General features: G+C 61.2%; 15 protein-coding genes. 8 read left to right on the top strand and 7 right to left on the bottom strand.

Translation table 11 applies throughout. The annotated features are described in order from the left end of the window. Positions 1 to 95: 95 nt before the first annotated feature. The 3 genes from RLCC275e_RS02250 (at position 96) to RLCC275e_RS02260 (ending at position 3,409) form a co-directional block, all read left to right on the top strand. Complete coding sequence (locus tag RLCC275e_RS02250) at positions 96 to 1,088, top strand: MBL fold metallo-hydrolase (protein ID WP_033181807.1); 993 nt, start codon at positions 96 to 98, stop codon at positions 1,086 to 1,088. 279 nt (positions 1,089 to 1,367) lie between these two features. Then, the gene (guaB, locus tag RLCC275e_RS02255) at positions 1,368 to 2,852 is read left to right on the top strand and encodes an IMP dehydrogenase (protein ID WP_033181673.1); all 1,485 of its coding nucleotides are present in this window, start codon (positions 1,368 to 1,370) and stop codon (positions 2,850 to 2,852) included. Between the two features lie 2 nt (positions 2,853 to 2,854). After that, positions 2,855 to 3,409 (top strand): hypothetical protein, encoded by a 555-nt coding sequence (locus RLCC275e_RS02260; protein ID WP_033181674.1) that lies wholly within the window; start codon positions 2,855 to 2,857, stop codon positions 3,407 to 3,409. Between the two features lie 8 nt (positions 3,410 to 3,417). On the opposite strand, the gene RLCC275e_RS02265 is transcribed toward RLCC275e_RS02260, so the two are convergent. Then, the gene (locus RLCC275e_RS02265) at positions 3,418 to 4,335 is read right to left on the bottom strand and encodes a LysR family transcriptional regulator (protein ID WP_033181675.1); all 918 of its coding nucleotides are present in this window, start codon (positions 4,333 to 4,335) and stop codon (positions 3,418 to 3,420) included. Between the two features lie 91 nt (positions 4,336 to 4,426). Here RLCC275e_RS02265 and RLCC275e_RS02270 point away from each other — a divergent pair, with 91 nt between their 5' ends. The 3 genes from RLCC275e_RS02270 (at position 4,427) to RLCC275e_RS02280 (ending at position 6,630) form a co-directional block, all read left to right on the top strand. Continuing rightward, positions 4,427 to 5,182 (top strand): SDR family oxidoreductase, encoded by a 756-nt coding sequence (locus RLCC275e_RS02270; protein ID WP_033181676.1) that lies wholly within the window; start codon positions 4,427 to 4,429, stop codon positions 5,180 to 5,182. Between the two features lie 111 nt (positions 5,183 to 5,293). After that, entirely contained in the window at positions 5,294 to 5,710 is a 417-nt protein-coding gene (locus RLCC275e_RS02275) for an MAPEG family protein (protein ID WP_033181677.1), read from the top strand. Positions 5,711 to 5,988: 278 nt separating this feature from the next. Further along, on the top strand, positions 5,989 to 6,630 hold the full coding sequence (locus tag RLCC275e_RS02280; RefSeq protein ID WP_003556756.1) for a TetR/AcrR family transcriptional regulator: 642 nt from the start codon (positions 5,989 to 5,991) through the stop codon (positions 6,628 to 6,630). A gap of 6 nt (positions 6,631 to 6,636) precedes the next feature. Here the strand turns inward: RLCC275e_RS02280 and RLCC275e_RS02285 are convergent, their stop codons facing one another. Beyond that, positions 6,637 to 7,593, bottom strand: coding sequence for a LysR substrate-binding domain-containing protein (locus RLCC275e_RS02285; protein ID WP_032986695.1), 957 nt, complete (start codon positions 7,591 to 7,593; stop codon positions 6,637 to 6,639). A 214-nt stretch (positions 7,594 to 7,807) separates the two neighbouring features. Here RLCC275e_RS02285 and RLCC275e_RS02290 point away from each other — a divergent pair, with 214 nt between their 5' ends. Then, positions 7,808 to 8,107, top strand: a complete 300-nt coding sequence (locus RLCC275e_RS02290) for a DUF1127 domain-containing protein (protein ID WP_033181678.1) — start codon at positions 7,808 to 7,810, stop codon at positions 8,105 to 8,107. A 210-nt stretch (positions 8,108 to 8,317) separates the two neighbouring features. Here the strand turns inward: RLCC275e_RS02290 and RLCC275e_RS02295 are convergent, their stop codons facing one another. From RLCC275e_RS02295 to RLCC275e_RS02315, 5 genes are all read right to left on the bottom strand, one after another. Continuing rightward, positions 8,318 to 9,184 carry a DUF937 domain-containing protein gene (locus RLCC275e_RS02295; protein WP_033181679.1) on the bottom strand — a complete coding sequence of 289 codons (867 nt, stop codon included), beginning with the start codon at positions 9,182 to 9,184 and terminating at the stop codon, positions 8,318 to 8,320. A gap of 309 nt (positions 9,185 to 9,493) precedes the next feature. Continuing rightward, positions 9,494 to 10,867: a glutamate--cysteine ligase gene (locus RLCC275e_RS02300; protein WP_033181680.1), complete on the bottom strand. Its 1,374-nt coding sequence runs from the start codon at positions 10,865 to 10,867 to the stop codon at positions 9,494 to 9,496. Between the two features lie 147 nt (positions 10,868 to 11,014). Continuing rightward, positions 11,015 to 11,752 carry a 16S rRNA (uracil(1498)-N(3))-methyltransferase gene (locus tag RLCC275e_RS02305; RefSeq protein WP_033181681.1) on the bottom strand — a complete coding sequence of 246 codons (738 nt, stop codon included), beginning with the start codon at positions 11,750 to 11,752 and terminating at the stop codon, positions 11,015 to 11,017. A gap of 17 nt (positions 11,753 to 11,769) precedes the next feature. Beyond that, positions 11,770 to 13,269, bottom strand: coding sequence for an inorganic phosphate transporter (locus tag RLCC275e_RS02310; protein WP_033181682.1), 1,500 nt, complete (start codon positions 13,267 to 13,269; stop codon positions 11,770 to 11,772). 62 nt (positions 13,270 to 13,331) lie between these two features. Next, complete coding sequence (locus tag RLCC275e_RS02315) at positions 13,332 to 13,844, bottom strand: NUDIX hydrolase (RefSeq protein WP_003556770.1); 513 nt, start codon at positions 13,842 to 13,844, stop codon at positions 13,332 to 13,334. Between the two features lie 231 nt (positions 13,845 to 14,075). Here RLCC275e_RS02315 and RLCC275e_RS02320 point away from each other — a divergent pair, with 231 nt between their 5' ends. Continuing rightward, entirely contained in the window at positions 14,076 to 14,984 is a 909-nt protein-coding gene (locus RLCC275e_RS02320; RefSeq protein ID WP_033181683.1) for a LysR substrate-binding domain-containing protein, read from the top strand. The last annotated feature ends 59 nt before the right edge of the window (positions 14,985 to 15,043 follow it).

Raw genomic sequence — 15,043 nt, forward strand, 5'->3', positions numbered from 1 at the left:
GCCGGGGCAAGAAATCCGGCCGGAATCGACACTGGGGGCCGTGCGGTGACGCAGCTGCACGTCATGAAGGCCTGCACGTCATGAAGGATGGACATATGACAATTTCGTCGGGAATAAAGCGGCGCACCCTTTTTGCCGCAGGCCTTGGCCTGCTCGCGGCGCCGGCAATTTTTAGAGAGAAGGCCGAAGCGGCCGCAACTGGAGAAAGCAATCATATGGATGTGACGCCTTTGCCTGAGATCAATCAATTCAAGCTCGGTTCCTATAAGTTCACCGTCGTCCGCGACGGCACCAGCATTGTCGAAAAGCCCTATGAAACCTTCGGCACCAATCAGGACCCCGAAACCGTCAAGTCGTTGCTGACTGCAAACTTCCTGCCGGCCGACAAGTTCATGAATGGCTATACGCCGGCTCTCATCGATACCGGTTCGGATGTCATCCTCGTCGATACCGGCTTCGGCGCCAGCGGCCGCGCACGCGGCGCCGGCCAGCTTGTCGAAGGCCTGAAGGCGGCGGGATATTCGGCCGACGACGTCACGCTGGTGGCGCTGACCCACCTGCACGGCGATCATATTGGTGGTCTGATGGAAGACGGTGCGGCTGCCTTCAAGAATGCCCGCTATGTCGTCGGCCAGGCCGAATATGATTTCTGGTCGGACAAGGTACGAGAGGGCACGCCTGCCGAGGGCGGTCACAAGGCCGTGCTCGCCAACGTCGTGCCGCTCGCCGAAAAGACCACTTTTATTAAGGAAGGTGATAGCGTCGCGCCCGGCGTAACGGCGATGCTGGCGCCCGGCCACTCGCCGGGGCATATGGTGTTCCACGTCGAATCCGAGGGCAAGCGCCTAGTGCTCACAGGCGATACGGCCAACCATTATATCCTGTCTCTGTTGCGGCCGGATTGGGAGGTGCGTTTCGACATGGACAAGACTCAGGCCGCCGCCACCCGCCGCAAGGTCTTCGAGATGATTGCGAGCGAGAAGATCGCCTTCCTTGGCTACCACATGCCGTTCCCGGCGGTCGGCTTCGTCGAAAGGCAGGATGGCGGTTATCGCTTCGTGCCGAAGACCTATCAGTTCGACATCTGATCTGGAGCGGTTCAGCCTTTCACGGAAGCGCTGAACTGCTCTAAGTTTTTGTTTTTGCACAATTCAGAACCGAAAAATGCCTAGCGCTTTTCCCGGAATGCTCCTGGCGCATGGCACCCATGACGAGCCCGGCGGGCAGGCCGGGCTTTTTGCTATTTCCTTCCTGTCATAGACGTGTTACCAGCCCTCGCCAACTTCCAAGCACCCCATGCAGACCGCCGGGGCGGACGATTCGTTTCCGGACAGGGTCGCATTTTTATTAAATGAAGGAATTTGGCCATGGCACGCATCATTGAAACGGCAACCGGCGCAGACGCGCTTACCTTCGACGACGTGCTGCTGCAGCCAGGACATTCCGAGGTCATGCCCGGCCAGACGAATATCTCCACCCGCATCGCCCGGGATTTCGAACTCAACATCCCGATCATTTCATCCGCCATGGATACCGTCACCGAGAGCCGCCTGGCGATCGCTATGGCCCAGGCCGGGGGCCTCGGCGTCATTCATCGCAACCTGACGCCGATCGAGCAGGCCGAGCAGGTCCGGCAAGTGAAGAAGTTTGAAAGCGGCATGGTCGTCAATCCGGTGACGATCGGCCCCGATGCGACGCTTGCCGATGCGCTCGGGCTGATGAAATCCTACAGCATTTCCGGCATCCCTGTGGTCGAGAAGTCCGGCCGCCTCGTCGGCATCCTGACCAACCGCGACGTCCGCTTTGCTTCCGATCAGGACCAGAAGATCCATGAACTGATGACCAAGGACAATCTGGTCACCGTCAAGGAGAGCGTCGATCAGCAGGAGGCCAAGCGCCTGCTGCATTCGCATCGCATCGAGAAGCTCTTGGTCGTGGACACCGAAGGCCGCTGCGTCGGCCTCATCACCGTCAAGGATATCGAGAAGTCACAGCTGAACCCGAACGCCTCCAAGGATGCGCAGGGCAGGCTTCGCGCTGCTGCCGCCATCAGCGTCGGCGATGACGGCTTCGAGCGCGCCGAGCGGCTGATCGAGGCCGGCGTCGACCTTCTGGTCGTCGATACCGCCCATGGCCATTCGCAGCGCGTCCTCGATGCCGTCACCCGCGTCAAGAAGCTTTCCAACTCGGTGCGCATCATGGCCGGCAACGTCGCCACCTATGACGGCACCAGGGCGCTGATCGATGCCGGCGCGGATGCCGTCAAGGTCGGTATCGGTCCGGGTTCGATCTGCACGACGCGCATCGTTGCCGGCGTCGGCGTGCCGCAGCTGGCCGCCATCATGTCGGCGGTGCAGGCCGCGAATGATCAGGACGTGCCCGTCATCGCCGATGGCGGCATCAAGTTCTCCGGCGATCTTGCCAAGGCGATCGCCGCCGGCGCTTCCGCCGTCATGATCGGCTCGCTGCTTGCCGGCACCGATGAGAGCCCGGGCGAGGTCTATCTCTACCAGGGCCGTTCCTTCAAGGCCTATCGCGGCATGGGCTCCGTCGGCGCCATGGCCCGCGGCTCGGCCGACCGTTACTTCCAGGCCGAGGTGCGCGACACGCTGAAGCTCGTGCCTGAGGGCATCGAAGGTCAGGTGCCGTACAAGGGGCCGGTCTCGGGCGTCATCCACCAGCTCGCCGGCGGCCTCAAGGCGGCCATGGGTTATGTCGGCGGCAAGGACCTCAAGGATTTCCAGGAGCGGGCCACTTTCGTGCGCATCTCCGGCGCCGGCCTTCGCGAAAGCCACGCCCATGACGTGACGATCACCCGCGAGAGCCCGAACTATCCGGGCGCCGGCCTCTGACCATGAAGGCGGGCAGCGGGATTCCTCTCTGGATCGTTGCGCTGCTCGCAGCCCTTTGCCTTGCCGTGCTCGCCTGGACGACCTTCGGCTTCGTCGTTCCCTTCAAGCACGAAACCGGCCAGGCGGTGCTCGATACCTATTTCGCCGGTTACGACGAGTCTGCGGTCTTCCACATGCAGAAGCTGCTCGATGAGAACGAAACGGCGACCAGGCTGCTGCGCGCCATGTATTTCGGGCCGGAGCTGATCTTTCCCGCATTGCTGACGGCGCTGCTGTTTCTCGCCTTCCTCAAGCTCGGTCCCGACGGCGCATGGTTCGGCCGATCGGCGCATCCACTCGTCGGCAAGGCGGTCTACCTGCTGCCGTTCATCTACGGCATCGCCGATTACGGCGAGAACATCTCGAGCCTTATGGCCTTCGGCAAGGGTGCGTCTGCAAGTCTTGCAACACAGCTGCTGCCGTGGATGACACGGCTGAAATTCGCAAGCCTCGCCATCTGCTTCATCGTCGCCGCCCGGCTCGCCGTCATGCGCTGGCTCTCTTCGCGGGAGCCCTGAAGCGGCTGTCAGCCCCTCCACCGCCAGGCTGGATTTGAAAGTCTTGCCACCATGAAATCGGAAAGGACCTCGACTTTCGCAGGTCGGCTCCGAGCAGAAGGGGTGACGAAATACAATGCGCCGGCAGGCAGCGTCCAGCCGGAAAGGATTGGCTTCAGCCGGCCGTCGATCAGATGGTCATACGCCAGAAATTCCGGCAGTTCGATGATCCCGAGGCCGCGTAGCGCCATCGGTATCAAGGCTTGCGAATTGGTGGCCCTGAGGGCGCCACTTGGCACTATGACCTCCTCTTTGCCTTCACTGTTACGCAAGCGCCAGACGTCTTGGCGCGGCCTGTAGGCGTATCCGAGGCAATGGTGAGCAGCTAGCTCGCGAGGGTGTTTCGGCGCGCCATGTCGATCGATGTAAGCGGATGCAGCGAGAATGAAGCGATCAACCGGCGTGAGCCTGCGCGCGACCAATGATGAATCCGGCAGTACTGCAATACGAAGCGCCGCATCAAAGCCGTCTCCCACGATATCGACGACAGCATCGCTCATATGCAGGTCGATGGAAATGTCCGGATAGAGCTCGAAAAAATCGGGCAGGATCGGGGCCAGCCAGCGTATGCCGAAGTCCATCGGCGCGGCAAGCCTGATGAGGCCCATCGGCCGGGTAGCAAGCTCCCGGGCTGTGTTTTCTGCCGCCTCGGCCTCAGCATAGATCCGTGCGGCGCTGTCGATCAGTCGCAGGCCAAAATCCGTCAACGCGAGCTGCCGCGAAGTGCGGTTGAAAAGCCTTGCGCCCAGCCTCTGCTCAAGCCGGCTCACGGCACGCGAAACGGTCGGCACGGACACCCCAAGCGTTTGAGCAGCGCGCGCGAAAGAACGTTCTTCGGCGACTTTTGCAAACATCGCCAGGCCTTCGAAATCCGGAAATTTAGTCATGTCATTCCTGAAACGATAGCTTTCAATTCTTTCTATTTCGAAACGGTTCCTCCGTCCATATCTCAGCTCCAGTCGAACAAAGGAGACGACAATGACACAAAGACTGGATGCAAAGATTGCGGTCATCACCGGCGCCACCTCAGGCATTGGTCTTGCAACAGCGAAGCGATTCGTGGCCGAGGGCGCGCGGGTTTTCATTACCGGCCGTCGCAAGGATGTTCTCGATGCAGCCATCGCTGAGATCGGCGGTGGGGTTGTCGGCATTCAGGCTGATTCGGCCAATCTTGCCGACCTCGATCAACTCTATGAGCGGGTGAAGGCAGAGGCCGGGCGAATTGACGTGCTCTTCGTCAACGCGGGCGGAGGCTCCATGCTGCCCCTCGGGGAAATTACCGAAGAGCAGTATGACGATACTTTCGATCGGAACGTGAAGGGGGTTCTCTTTACGGTGCAGAAGGCCCTACCACTGCTTGTCCGAGGATCCTCGATCATATTGACGGGATCGACAGCAGGCTCGACCGGCACGCCCGCCTTCAGTGTTTATGCCGCATCGAAAGCTGCTTTGAGCAGCTTTGCGCGCAACTGGATCCTTGATGTGAAGGATCGCGGCATTCGGATCAACACGCTCAGTCCCGGTCCGACGGAGACGACTGGACTGGTCGAATTGGCGGGTAAGGACCCAGCCCAACAGCAGGGCTTGCTTGATTATCTTGCGGCCCAGGTGCCAATGGGCAGGGTCGGGCGTGCCGAGGAAGTTGCCGCAGCCGCACTCTTCCTGGCCTCGGATGATTCCAGCTTCGTCACCGGTGCCGAACTCTTCGTCGATGGCGGCAGCGCGCAGGTCTGATGAAACCGAGCGGCCCGCCATATTCTAAAGGCGGGCCGCCGACGCTGGTATCCTTTTCTCCTTTCGGCTACTGCTCGCAAAGAATGCGAAGCGGAAAGGAAACAGCCACACATGACCGGCTATCAAATCTTCTGGCCACTGCTTGCCCATGTGGCCCTGGTCTATGGTCTTTACGCGCTTCTTGGGCTTCGGCGCGCAAAAATGGTCCGCGCCGGCAGCATCGCGAAATCGGATTATCGCGAAAATCGCGGCGAGCCGGCCGAAAGCCTTGCCGTCAAGAACTGCCTCGCCAACCAGTTCGAACTGCCTGTGCTCTTCCACGTCTGCTGCATTCTTATTTATATCACGGACGCCGACAATATCGTCACCGTCGGGCTTGCCTGGATCTTCGTCGCCCTGCGCTACGCCCACGCCGCCATCCACGTCACCAGCAACGAATTGCGCTATCGCAGCCCGCTTTTTGCGGCAGGCTATGTCGTACTCGCTGCCATGTGGATCTGGCTCGCCGTTTGGATGGCAATGGGCTGAACCTGCGTCGATCGCAGCCAACAGGACTCCGTGCTCTATGTCCTCGACAACGCGAGGACTGTCTCTCTTCTCTGCAGGAGGATGACACAACCTGTCGAGGTCTTTTCGATGCTCCGTCAATCGCCGCGATATGCTGTGAGGGCTTGATTTCACAGGCTTTTGCCGACCGTTAAAATCCGAACGGTTCCATTTACGGCAGGTGAAGGCTTGCATGTCATACCCGCCCGACGCGCTGTCTGGCATATGCCTCCGCCGCGAACAAAAAGAATGGGAACGACATGGGCGCGGAAAGCATGGATCGGATAGGTCTGCGAAGGAAGCCTAAGCAGGAGCGCAGCATCCAGAGGCTGGACCTCATTCTCGCCGCCGCCGCCAAGATCATCGCGGAAAAGGGCGTCAGCGCTATGCGGATGACGGAACTCGCCGCCGCCGCCAAGGTGCCGATCGGTTCGGTTTACCAGTATTTCCCGGAGAAGGCGGCGATCGTCAAAGCCCTGTTCGACCAGCACGCCTCGGCGATCCAGGCGAAGATGGCGGCGATGTTCACCAACGTAAAGTCACTCGACCAGGCGCTCGACGTCGTCTGCGCCACCATCGACTGGTATTACGATTCCTACCACAACGATCCCGTTTATCTCGGCGTCTGGATGGGAACGGAGACCGATCAGGATCTGTTGCAGCTGAATATCGAGCATAGCGGTCGCGTCGCCGGCATCTTCCATGACGCCGTGCGCCGGCTGGCTCCCGACCTTTGTGACGATGAAATGTATGCGCGCACTTACCTTTTCAGCCACCTGATCGGCGCCGTCATCCGGCTTGCCGCCGTGAGCGAGGAGGCCTTGGCACGGCGTATGCTCGATGAGTGGAAGCACGTCATCCGCGCCTCCCTTTTTAGCGCGACCGTGCCGCGGGCCGCCTGAGAACTCTTACCAGCTCGGGACCATATTGGCCGCCTTCAGTCGTGGATAAAGGCGCGCCTGGGCGGATTTGACGTCCGCCTCGAGGCTGTCGTCGACGACAGTAGGCGTGATATTGTCGAGGCAGGCGGTGATATGCGCCGTGATCGCGTTCATCAGCGAGAGCGAAACGCCCGGTCGCTTCATGATGCCGATCTGCACCGGCGGCAGCGCCGGAAAGCCGTCCGCCTGGCTCAACACTTTCATGCCGGTCCGCAGCGCCGATTCCGGCATCACCGAAACCGCCATGCCGGCAAGCACGGCAGCGGCAACGACGGTGCAGGACCAGCTGGTGAACAGGATCTGGTGCTCGCGTCCCACCGCATCGAGCGCCGAGCAGGCGAGCTGGCGCCACTGGCAGTCGCGCCGGCCGACAGCAAGCGGCACCGGCGCGTCGTCGCGGATCGGATGGTTGGCCGAGCCCACCCAGCAGAGCGGCTCGGTTCTCACCACATCGGACATGCGCTCGCGCGGATTGTGGGTGACGAGCGCGATGTCGAGCTCGCCCTTATGCATGCGTTCGGCAAGATCCACCGAGGGCTCGCAGACGATATAGAGTTCGACATTTGGATGCGTCTTGGCGAAACGGCCGATGATTTCGGGCATGTAGCGGTCGGCATAATCGTCCGGCGTGCCGATCCGCAGCGTCCCCTCCAGCCTGTTGTCGTCGAAGGCGGCGATCGCCTCATTGTTGAGGCGGATGATGCGCCGCGCATAGTTGAGCAGCTTTTCGCCCTCGACCGTCAGCCGGTTTCCCCGCCCGTCCTTGATGAACAGCTGCTTGCCGATGCGTTCCTCCAGACGGCGCATCTGCATGGAGACGGCCGATTGGGTCTTGTAGACCCTGTCGGCGGCCTTGGTGAAGCTGCCGGAATCGACGATGGCGATGAAAGTCTGCAATTGGTCGAGATCAAGAGGCGCGGACATGTTTTCACCCATAAAGATAGCTGATGATAATCATTAGAAACATTCGTTGGACTGATCAATAGGTCTTTGGCATCTTCGGGATGCAAATCAAGCAAAGTGAAGGACAGACACCCTGCCTGTCCGAGCCAATTCAGTCTTGCTCCCTCCCGTGCGACCTCGCGGGAGGGGTGGGTTGTTGTGCGCCTAAAAGAAAATCGAAAGAAAGGAGAGTCCCATGCGGATGACAGACAGAACAATAGAACTCGACTGCGGCAAGCTCACCCCGACGTTTTCCCAGCGTCTGGTAGCAGGCCTCGCACCGTTGACCTCCCTCTTTCGCGGGTTCCGCAATCGCATGGAGATCAACGCGCTGCACGATCTGAACGACACGCAGCTGAGGGATATCGGCCTTAGCAGGGCCGACCTGACCTCCGCGTTCCTGGCGTCAACCTTTTTCGAGGACCCGTCGGAACATCTGACGCGCTCGGCACGCAATCGCTGGCGCCTGTCGCTCTTCCGCTCCTACGAAGAGTAGGAGCGGCGAGTTTCCCCGCAGGGTGATAGCCAATAGCCCTGCCGCTTGACCCGGTGATCGGCTTTCCCAAGCCATCTCCGGGTTTTTTTATGCCCCAGCGCATCAGCCCGAAAAACGGACTCGATTTTCGGAAAGCACGGTGCGAGGATTGAAAGTGTTAGAGCGCCCTTTGTGCGTCCGAAAGGACGCTCCAATACGCCGCTCTCGGGGTTATTCGCTGGTCTCAGAGGAAGGCTTCGGCCGATAGGTTTCGAAGATCGCTTCCAGGTTCCTCTGGTAGTTCTTCTGCACTTCCAGTCCGCTGTCGAACATGGCGTTCAGCATCTCGGTGTAGCTGTCGGCATTGACCTTTGCCTCTTCCTTCGGCGCCTCCGGCGTCTTGGTTTTAGTCTGAGCCGCCGGCTGCTGGCCAAGCCCACCCATCATCTCCTGGAAGGCCTTGGCGAAGGGATTGTCGAGGAAGGGGTTCGGCTGAGATGTTGCTTCCGGCTTCGGGACCGAAAACATCAACTGCATCGCCTGGGTGAAGGGATTGTCGAAGATGCTGGGTTCCGGGGTCGTCTTCTGCTTCGGCGCAAAGCCGGTGCTTTCCAGCCATTTCTGGATGGTCTCGTTCATCGCGGTGTTAACGAAGGGGTTGACCGGCGAGGCCATCTGGCCGGTCGTCTGCTTGAAGAGCCCGCCCATCAGCGTATCGGCCAGCACCGGCAGCATCCGCTTGTAGATATCCTGGCCGATGCCGGTCATCTGTGCGGCCTGGGCGGCGACCGCGCGCGAAACCTCCTTCGAGCCGAAGAGTTGGGCAAGGATATTGTTGCCGTCGGAAATACCCTCCGGCGTGAACGCCCGGTTCATATCCTCGAAATATCGCGCGTAATTGCCGGAGGAGACCGCCTGCATCAGCCCGACGAAATCATAGGGATTGCTGGTGCTGCGCTTCAGCCCGGCGGAAAAGGCCGGCATCAGCGCCGCCATTGCCTTCGTCGCCTGTTCCTGCGCGAGGTTGAACTGTCGGGCGATCGCCTCCATCGCCGCGCCGTTCTGCGCCTGCATCATCATGTCGAAGAGTGGCAGCATGGAAGTCCCTTTCCCCGGGTCGTGACGCGTTGTAACGCCACTATAACCGGAAATGGCAATGAGCAAACTGCTTTTTGCCATAAGAACTTAGGGAGGAATTTAGCGAGAGCCTGCGACCGAGGCTCCAGTGGCGGGTCGGTGGAGCACGAGAGCGCCGTGCGTGCTTTCTGACGCACAAAGGACGCTCCAACTCTTTCGATCCTCGCAGCGCGATGCGCTAGGTCGCCGGCCTTCACTTCCGCTGCTCGGAAACAGGCGAAAACAGCGGCTGTCAGCGCGATTCCGGGAAAAAGGGAACCGGGGTCGGACTCAGTACTGATAGTCCTCGAAGACCGGCTCCACGGAGCCGTTCCAGCGGCCGTGATAGAGCGACAGCAGATCCTCGGCGAGCGTCGCCTTCTTGGCGAGCACCTCGTCGAGCGGCGCCAGGAAGATCGTCTCGTCCTGGCCTTCCCGGTTGAGCTTGCCGCGCGCCTTGAGACCGGCCCTTGATATGCCGACCACCTCGCGCGCCATGTCGAAGAGCGGGTGCCCGCGGAATTGCGCCTTCAACCCTTCGGCGGGAACGGCATTCCGCAGGGCGCTGATCTCGGCAAAATTCCAATCCTTCGTCAACTCGTCGGCAGCATCGAGTGCAGCATCGTCGTAGAGCAGGCCGACCCAGAAGGCCGGCAGCGCACAGATGCGCCGCCACGGGCCGCCGTCGGCGCCGCGCATTTCTAGGAAACGCTTCAGCCGCACGTCGGGGAAAAGTGTCGAAAGATGGTTCGTCCAGTCCCCCATCGTCGGCGCCGGATCGGCGACCTCGCCCTTCAATGCGCCGTTCATGAACTGGCGGAAGGTGACATGGGTACAGTCGTGATAGCGGCCGTCGCGGACGATGAAATACATCGGCGCGTCGAGCGCCCATTCGGCATAGTCGCGGAAGCCGAAGTCGTCGCGGAAGGTGAAGTCGAGCAGTCCGGCGCGCCGGTTGTCGACGTCGCGCCAGATATCGCCGCGCCAGGAGAGCAGCCCGTTCGGCTTGCCCTCGGTGAAGGGCGAGGATGCAAACAGAGCGGTCGCCAGCGACTGCAGCTTCATCGAGACGCGCATTTTCTTGCGCATGTCGGCTTCCGAGGAGAAGTCGAGGTTCACCTGGATCGTGCAGGTGCGGTACATCATGTCGAGACCCTGGGTGCCGACCTTCGGCATATAGCGGGTCATGATCTCGTAGCGTGATTTCGGCATCTGCGGCGTTTCCGCATAGGTCCATTTCGGACTGCCACCGATACCGAGGAAGCGGATGCCCATCGGCTCGGCGATTTCGCGCAGCGTCGCCAGATGCTGGTTCGATTCCTTGCAGGTCTCGTGGATCGTCTCCAGCGGTGCGCCGGAGAGTTCGAACTGGCCGCCGGGCTCGATCGAGATCGCGCCCATGCCGTTCTGCTCTGCAAGCCCGATGATGTTGCCGCCGTCGGTGATCGGTTCCCAGCCGCTTTTTTTCTGCAGGCCGATCAAGAGGGCCGAAATGCTGGCATCGCCGGAATAGGGAACCGGGCTGTTGTCGGCGCGGAAGAAGGCGAATTTCTCGTGTTCGGTGCCGATCCGGAAGCGCTCCCGCGGCTTGTTGCCCGCGGCGATATAATCGGTCAGATCCTGGACCGAAGAGAGCGGTGTCTGGTCGGTAGTGTCGCGGGCCATGCGGGATACCTGTATTCAAAAAGGCGCCCAGGGGGCCGGGCAGTTGGAAGGGTGATTAGGACCCAAGCCACCCATGTTGCAAGTGAAATTCTTTCAACGACGCATCAAAAAAATAACAGCGATTTCCATGTCAACCCGTTTTCGACCTTAGTTCCAGTCGCCGATCGCCGCCTGGACCACCGCCAGGGCCGCAACGGCTGCCGTATCGGCCCGCAGGATGCGTGGCCCGAGCGGAATGGCGGTGACGAAATCGAGGCTTCGAAGTCGCGCCCGCTCTTCTTCCGAAAAGCCGCCTTCCGGCCCGACCAGCAGAGCGAGATGTTTTTCACTGATCGCTGAGAGCACCGGTAGCGGGTTTTGCCCGGCATCGCCCTCGTCGCAATAGATGATGCGGCGCTCGCTTGGCCAGCGGTCGAGCAGGTCGAGAAGTCTGACCGGCTCGGCGACATCGGGAATGCCGAGAATGCCGCATTGCTCCGCCGCTTCGACGACATTGGCGCGCAGCTTGTCGACATTGGTGATCTTGCCCTGAACGTGCTGGGTCATGACCGGCTGCAGCAGGCCGGCTCCCATTTCGACCGCCTTCTGCACGAGATAATCCATGCGGCCGACCTTGAGTGGCGCAAAGAGATAATGCAGGTCGCAAGGTTGCGGCTGCGGCCGCGTCTCTTCAATTGCCGCGAGCTGAATGCGTTTGCGCGTGGGGAAGGTAAGGGTTGCCTTCCACTCGCCGTCGCGGCCGTTGAAGAGCAGGATCTCCCCACCGTCCTCCATCCTCAGCACATTGGCGAGATAGTTGAACTGATCGGCATTCGCCTCGAGGGCGGCACCGCTGGAAAGCGGCGCCTCGACGAAAAGCCGTTGCATACGGAAATTGGCGCGCATTCGAAAAACTCGGGGTTTCAGACGAAGAGCGCGAACATAGCCCAATAAATCAATGCCGCAAGCGCTGCCGAAACCGGCACGGTGACGATCCAGGCGGCGACGATCGTCATGAAATGCGAACGGCGCACAAGATAGCGCCGCCGCGTCTCGTGGATATTCGGCTCCTCCGGCTCGTCGATATCAAAGCTCTCGGCCTTGCGCCTGATATAGGCGATGCGGCGCTTCGAATGGCGGGTGTACCATTCGCGGAAGAATCCGACGCCGAAGACGGCGCCGACGGCGATATGCGTGGTGCTAACCGGCAGGCCGAGCCAGGAGGCGACGATGACGGTGAAGGCGGTCGACAGCGCGACACAATAGGCCCGCATCGGATTGAGCTTGGTGATCTCCTCGCCGACCAGGCGGATGAGGCGCGGCCCGAAGAGCAGCAGGCCGACGGAGATGCCGAAGGCGCCGATCAGCATCACCCAGAGCGGCGGATGCCCGATGCCGTCGTCGCCGCCGATGCCGACCGAATGGACGATCGCCGACAGCGGTCCGACCGCGTTCGAAACGTCGTTGGCGCCATGCGCGAAGGACAGCAGCGCCGCAGAGCCGATGAGGGGCAGCCGAAACAGCGTCCGCAGCGAGCTATTGCGGTTTTCGAGCTCCCGCGCTTGGGCGAGAACGAGCGGCCGGGCGGCAAGCCAGCTCACCAGGCCGATGCCGATCCCGATGAGGAGGACGGTCAGCGGCGGGAACCTGCCCGGGGGCGACAGCTGCAGCACCATATAGGCCATGAAGCCGCCGGCCATCACCGCGACCAGCACCGGCACCCAGCGTTGGGCCGCCGCGACCTTGTCATCGCGATAGATAATGAGCGTCTTGACGAGATAAAGCAGCCCGGCTGCAATCAGCCCGCCGATCAACGGCGAGGTGATCCAGCTCGAGGTGATCTCCAGCATCACCTGCCAGTTCACCGGCTCCGGCCCGACCGCTGAGATGCCGGCCCCGATCACCGCGCCGACGATCGCATGGGTGGTGGAAACCGGCGCGTTCATCCAGGTTGCGAGGTTGATCCAGAGGGCCGCCGCCATCAGCGCCGCCATCATGATCCAGCCAAGCAGCGCTGGCGGTACCTGGACGGCGTCGACGATGTTTGAGGAAATCGTCTTGACGACCTCGCCACCGGCGATCGTGGCGCCCAGAACTTCGAAAATCGCAGCGATGACCAATGCCTGGCCCATCGTCATGGCGCGTGCGCCGACGGCAGCACCAACATTGTTGGTCACGTCATTGGCGCCGATGTTCATCGCCATATAGCCGGCAAGGGCTGCCGCCGCCACGACGAGCATCGCTCCCGGCCGGTCGAACACATAGACGCCAGCAAAGAGCATGGCGAGACCGACGAAAATCAGCCCGAGACCAGGCGCCACCAGCCGCCGCAAAACATGCTTCGCTGCATCCTCGGCATGGGTAATCTTGTCGAGGTCCTTGTCGAGCGTGCGTTTCGTGAGGACTGCGGGACGTGGCGGCATTCTTTTTCCTGAGGATGGCTCTGCTTCTACGCTGCTTTCCTAGCAGCGCAAGATGGCAGGATTCATTCCGCCGGAATTTGCTTTGCCGCTGCGGCCGAAAGCCGGTCGGTCATCGTCCGCTTAAAGGCGAGCAAGAGGTGGCGGAGCTCCGGTTCACGCACGCGCCCGGCCGCCTCGTCGAACGAGACCCATTCGATGCGGCGCTCGCCTTTTTCCTTGAAGTTCTTCGCCATGTCGGTGACCTCGAGCGCATAGACCTGCACTTTGCAGATCACCTGCACCCCGTCGCGCAGCACCTTCGAATAGCTGTAGGCGCCGAGCGTTTCCGTTTCGACTACGCCGCGGACGCCGGCTTCCTCGAAGGCTTCCTGCATCGCGACCTCATGGGCGCATTTGCGCGTCATCGGCCAGCCTTTGGGAATGACCCAGCGGCCGGTGTCGCGGCTCGTCATCAACAGCACCTCGGCCTCGCCGCTCTTCTTCTTTACCCGATAGCAGAGCGCACCATATTGCTGTCGCGGCGGACGCCGGAACATCAGTTGCACATCGGAAGCCAGTCGGGTGAGAAGAGTCAATGGTCGGGTCACCTTCGCAGTCGTCGTTAGGAATCACTCATATAGGTATATCACGGAAAGCTTACGCAATCCAAAATGGCAGGACTATTCGAAACGCGATTTGATCGCCGTTCATAGGGGAAATCGAGGTGGGACAGGTCGGAAAATCCGTCACACCCTGTCTCGAATGCGTCACATTGCACAGCTGTACAATATGGCGTGATCTTGCGTTTCGTTCAATGGCGAGATCTAGTGATCCACTATGATTTTGTGAATGTCGTCCTCATGCGTCTTCCACCGCTCAATGCCATCCGCGCCTTCGAGGCCGTCTGTCGTCACGGCAGCATTCTGAAGGCTGCCGAAGAGCTGAATGTGGTGCGCGGCGCCGTGCGCCAGCAGATCGACACGCTGGAGAATCACTTCGGCCGCAAGCTCTTCCTGCGCGACGGCCGCAGACTGGTCCCGACCTTGCAGGCCAGCGCTTTTGCGGCCGCTGCGAGCGCGGCTTTCGACATTCTGCAGCGCGCCGCTTCGGAACTCGAAGGCGCCGTGCCGCGCCGCATCCGGCTCGGCGTACCCTCCGCCTTCGCGGTCTGGTGGCTGATGCCGCGCGCAGCAGACATGCAGGCGAGCCTCGGCGATACCGTCGACATCGTGCCGATGACCACGGTCGAACCGCTGCAGATGCACCCGGAATTGGACGCTGTGATCATGGGCGGCGAATACCGGCCGGCCGCAGGCATTACCGCCCTGCGTTTCATGGCGGACGAGTTCGGCCCGGTCGCGACGCCTTCGCTTGCTGCGACACTATCGAGCGACCCGGCGGCGATGGGCGCGCTGACGATGCTTATCAGCCGCAGCGTTCCGAAGCTCTGGGACGAATGGTTTGCCGAAAGCGGCACGACGCCGGTCGTCTTTTCCCGCACCCGGGAATTCGAGGATCTGCTGCTGGCGCTGGGGGCCGCCCGTTCCGGCCTTGGCATCGCGCTTGCGCCACGCGCTTCGATCGAGGACGATCTCAAGCGCGGGCATCTGGTCGCGCCCTATGGCTTCATCTCCCGGCCATCGGGCTACAGCCTCTGCTGCCGCACGCCGGATGTGAAACGGCCGGCCTTTGCGGCCTTGTCCGGCTGGTTGCTTCGTTGCGGGACACCGGCCTAAAGGGGCAGATTTTCTGCACCCTCGCCAGAATTACTTCCATATTCGCAGCCCTGTTGCTC

The sequence above is a fragment of the Rhizobium brockwellii genome, assembly GCF_000769405.2.
Classification (GTDB): Bacteria; Pseudomonadota; Alphaproteobacteria; order Rhizobiales; family Rhizobiaceae; genus Rhizobium; species Rhizobium brockwellii.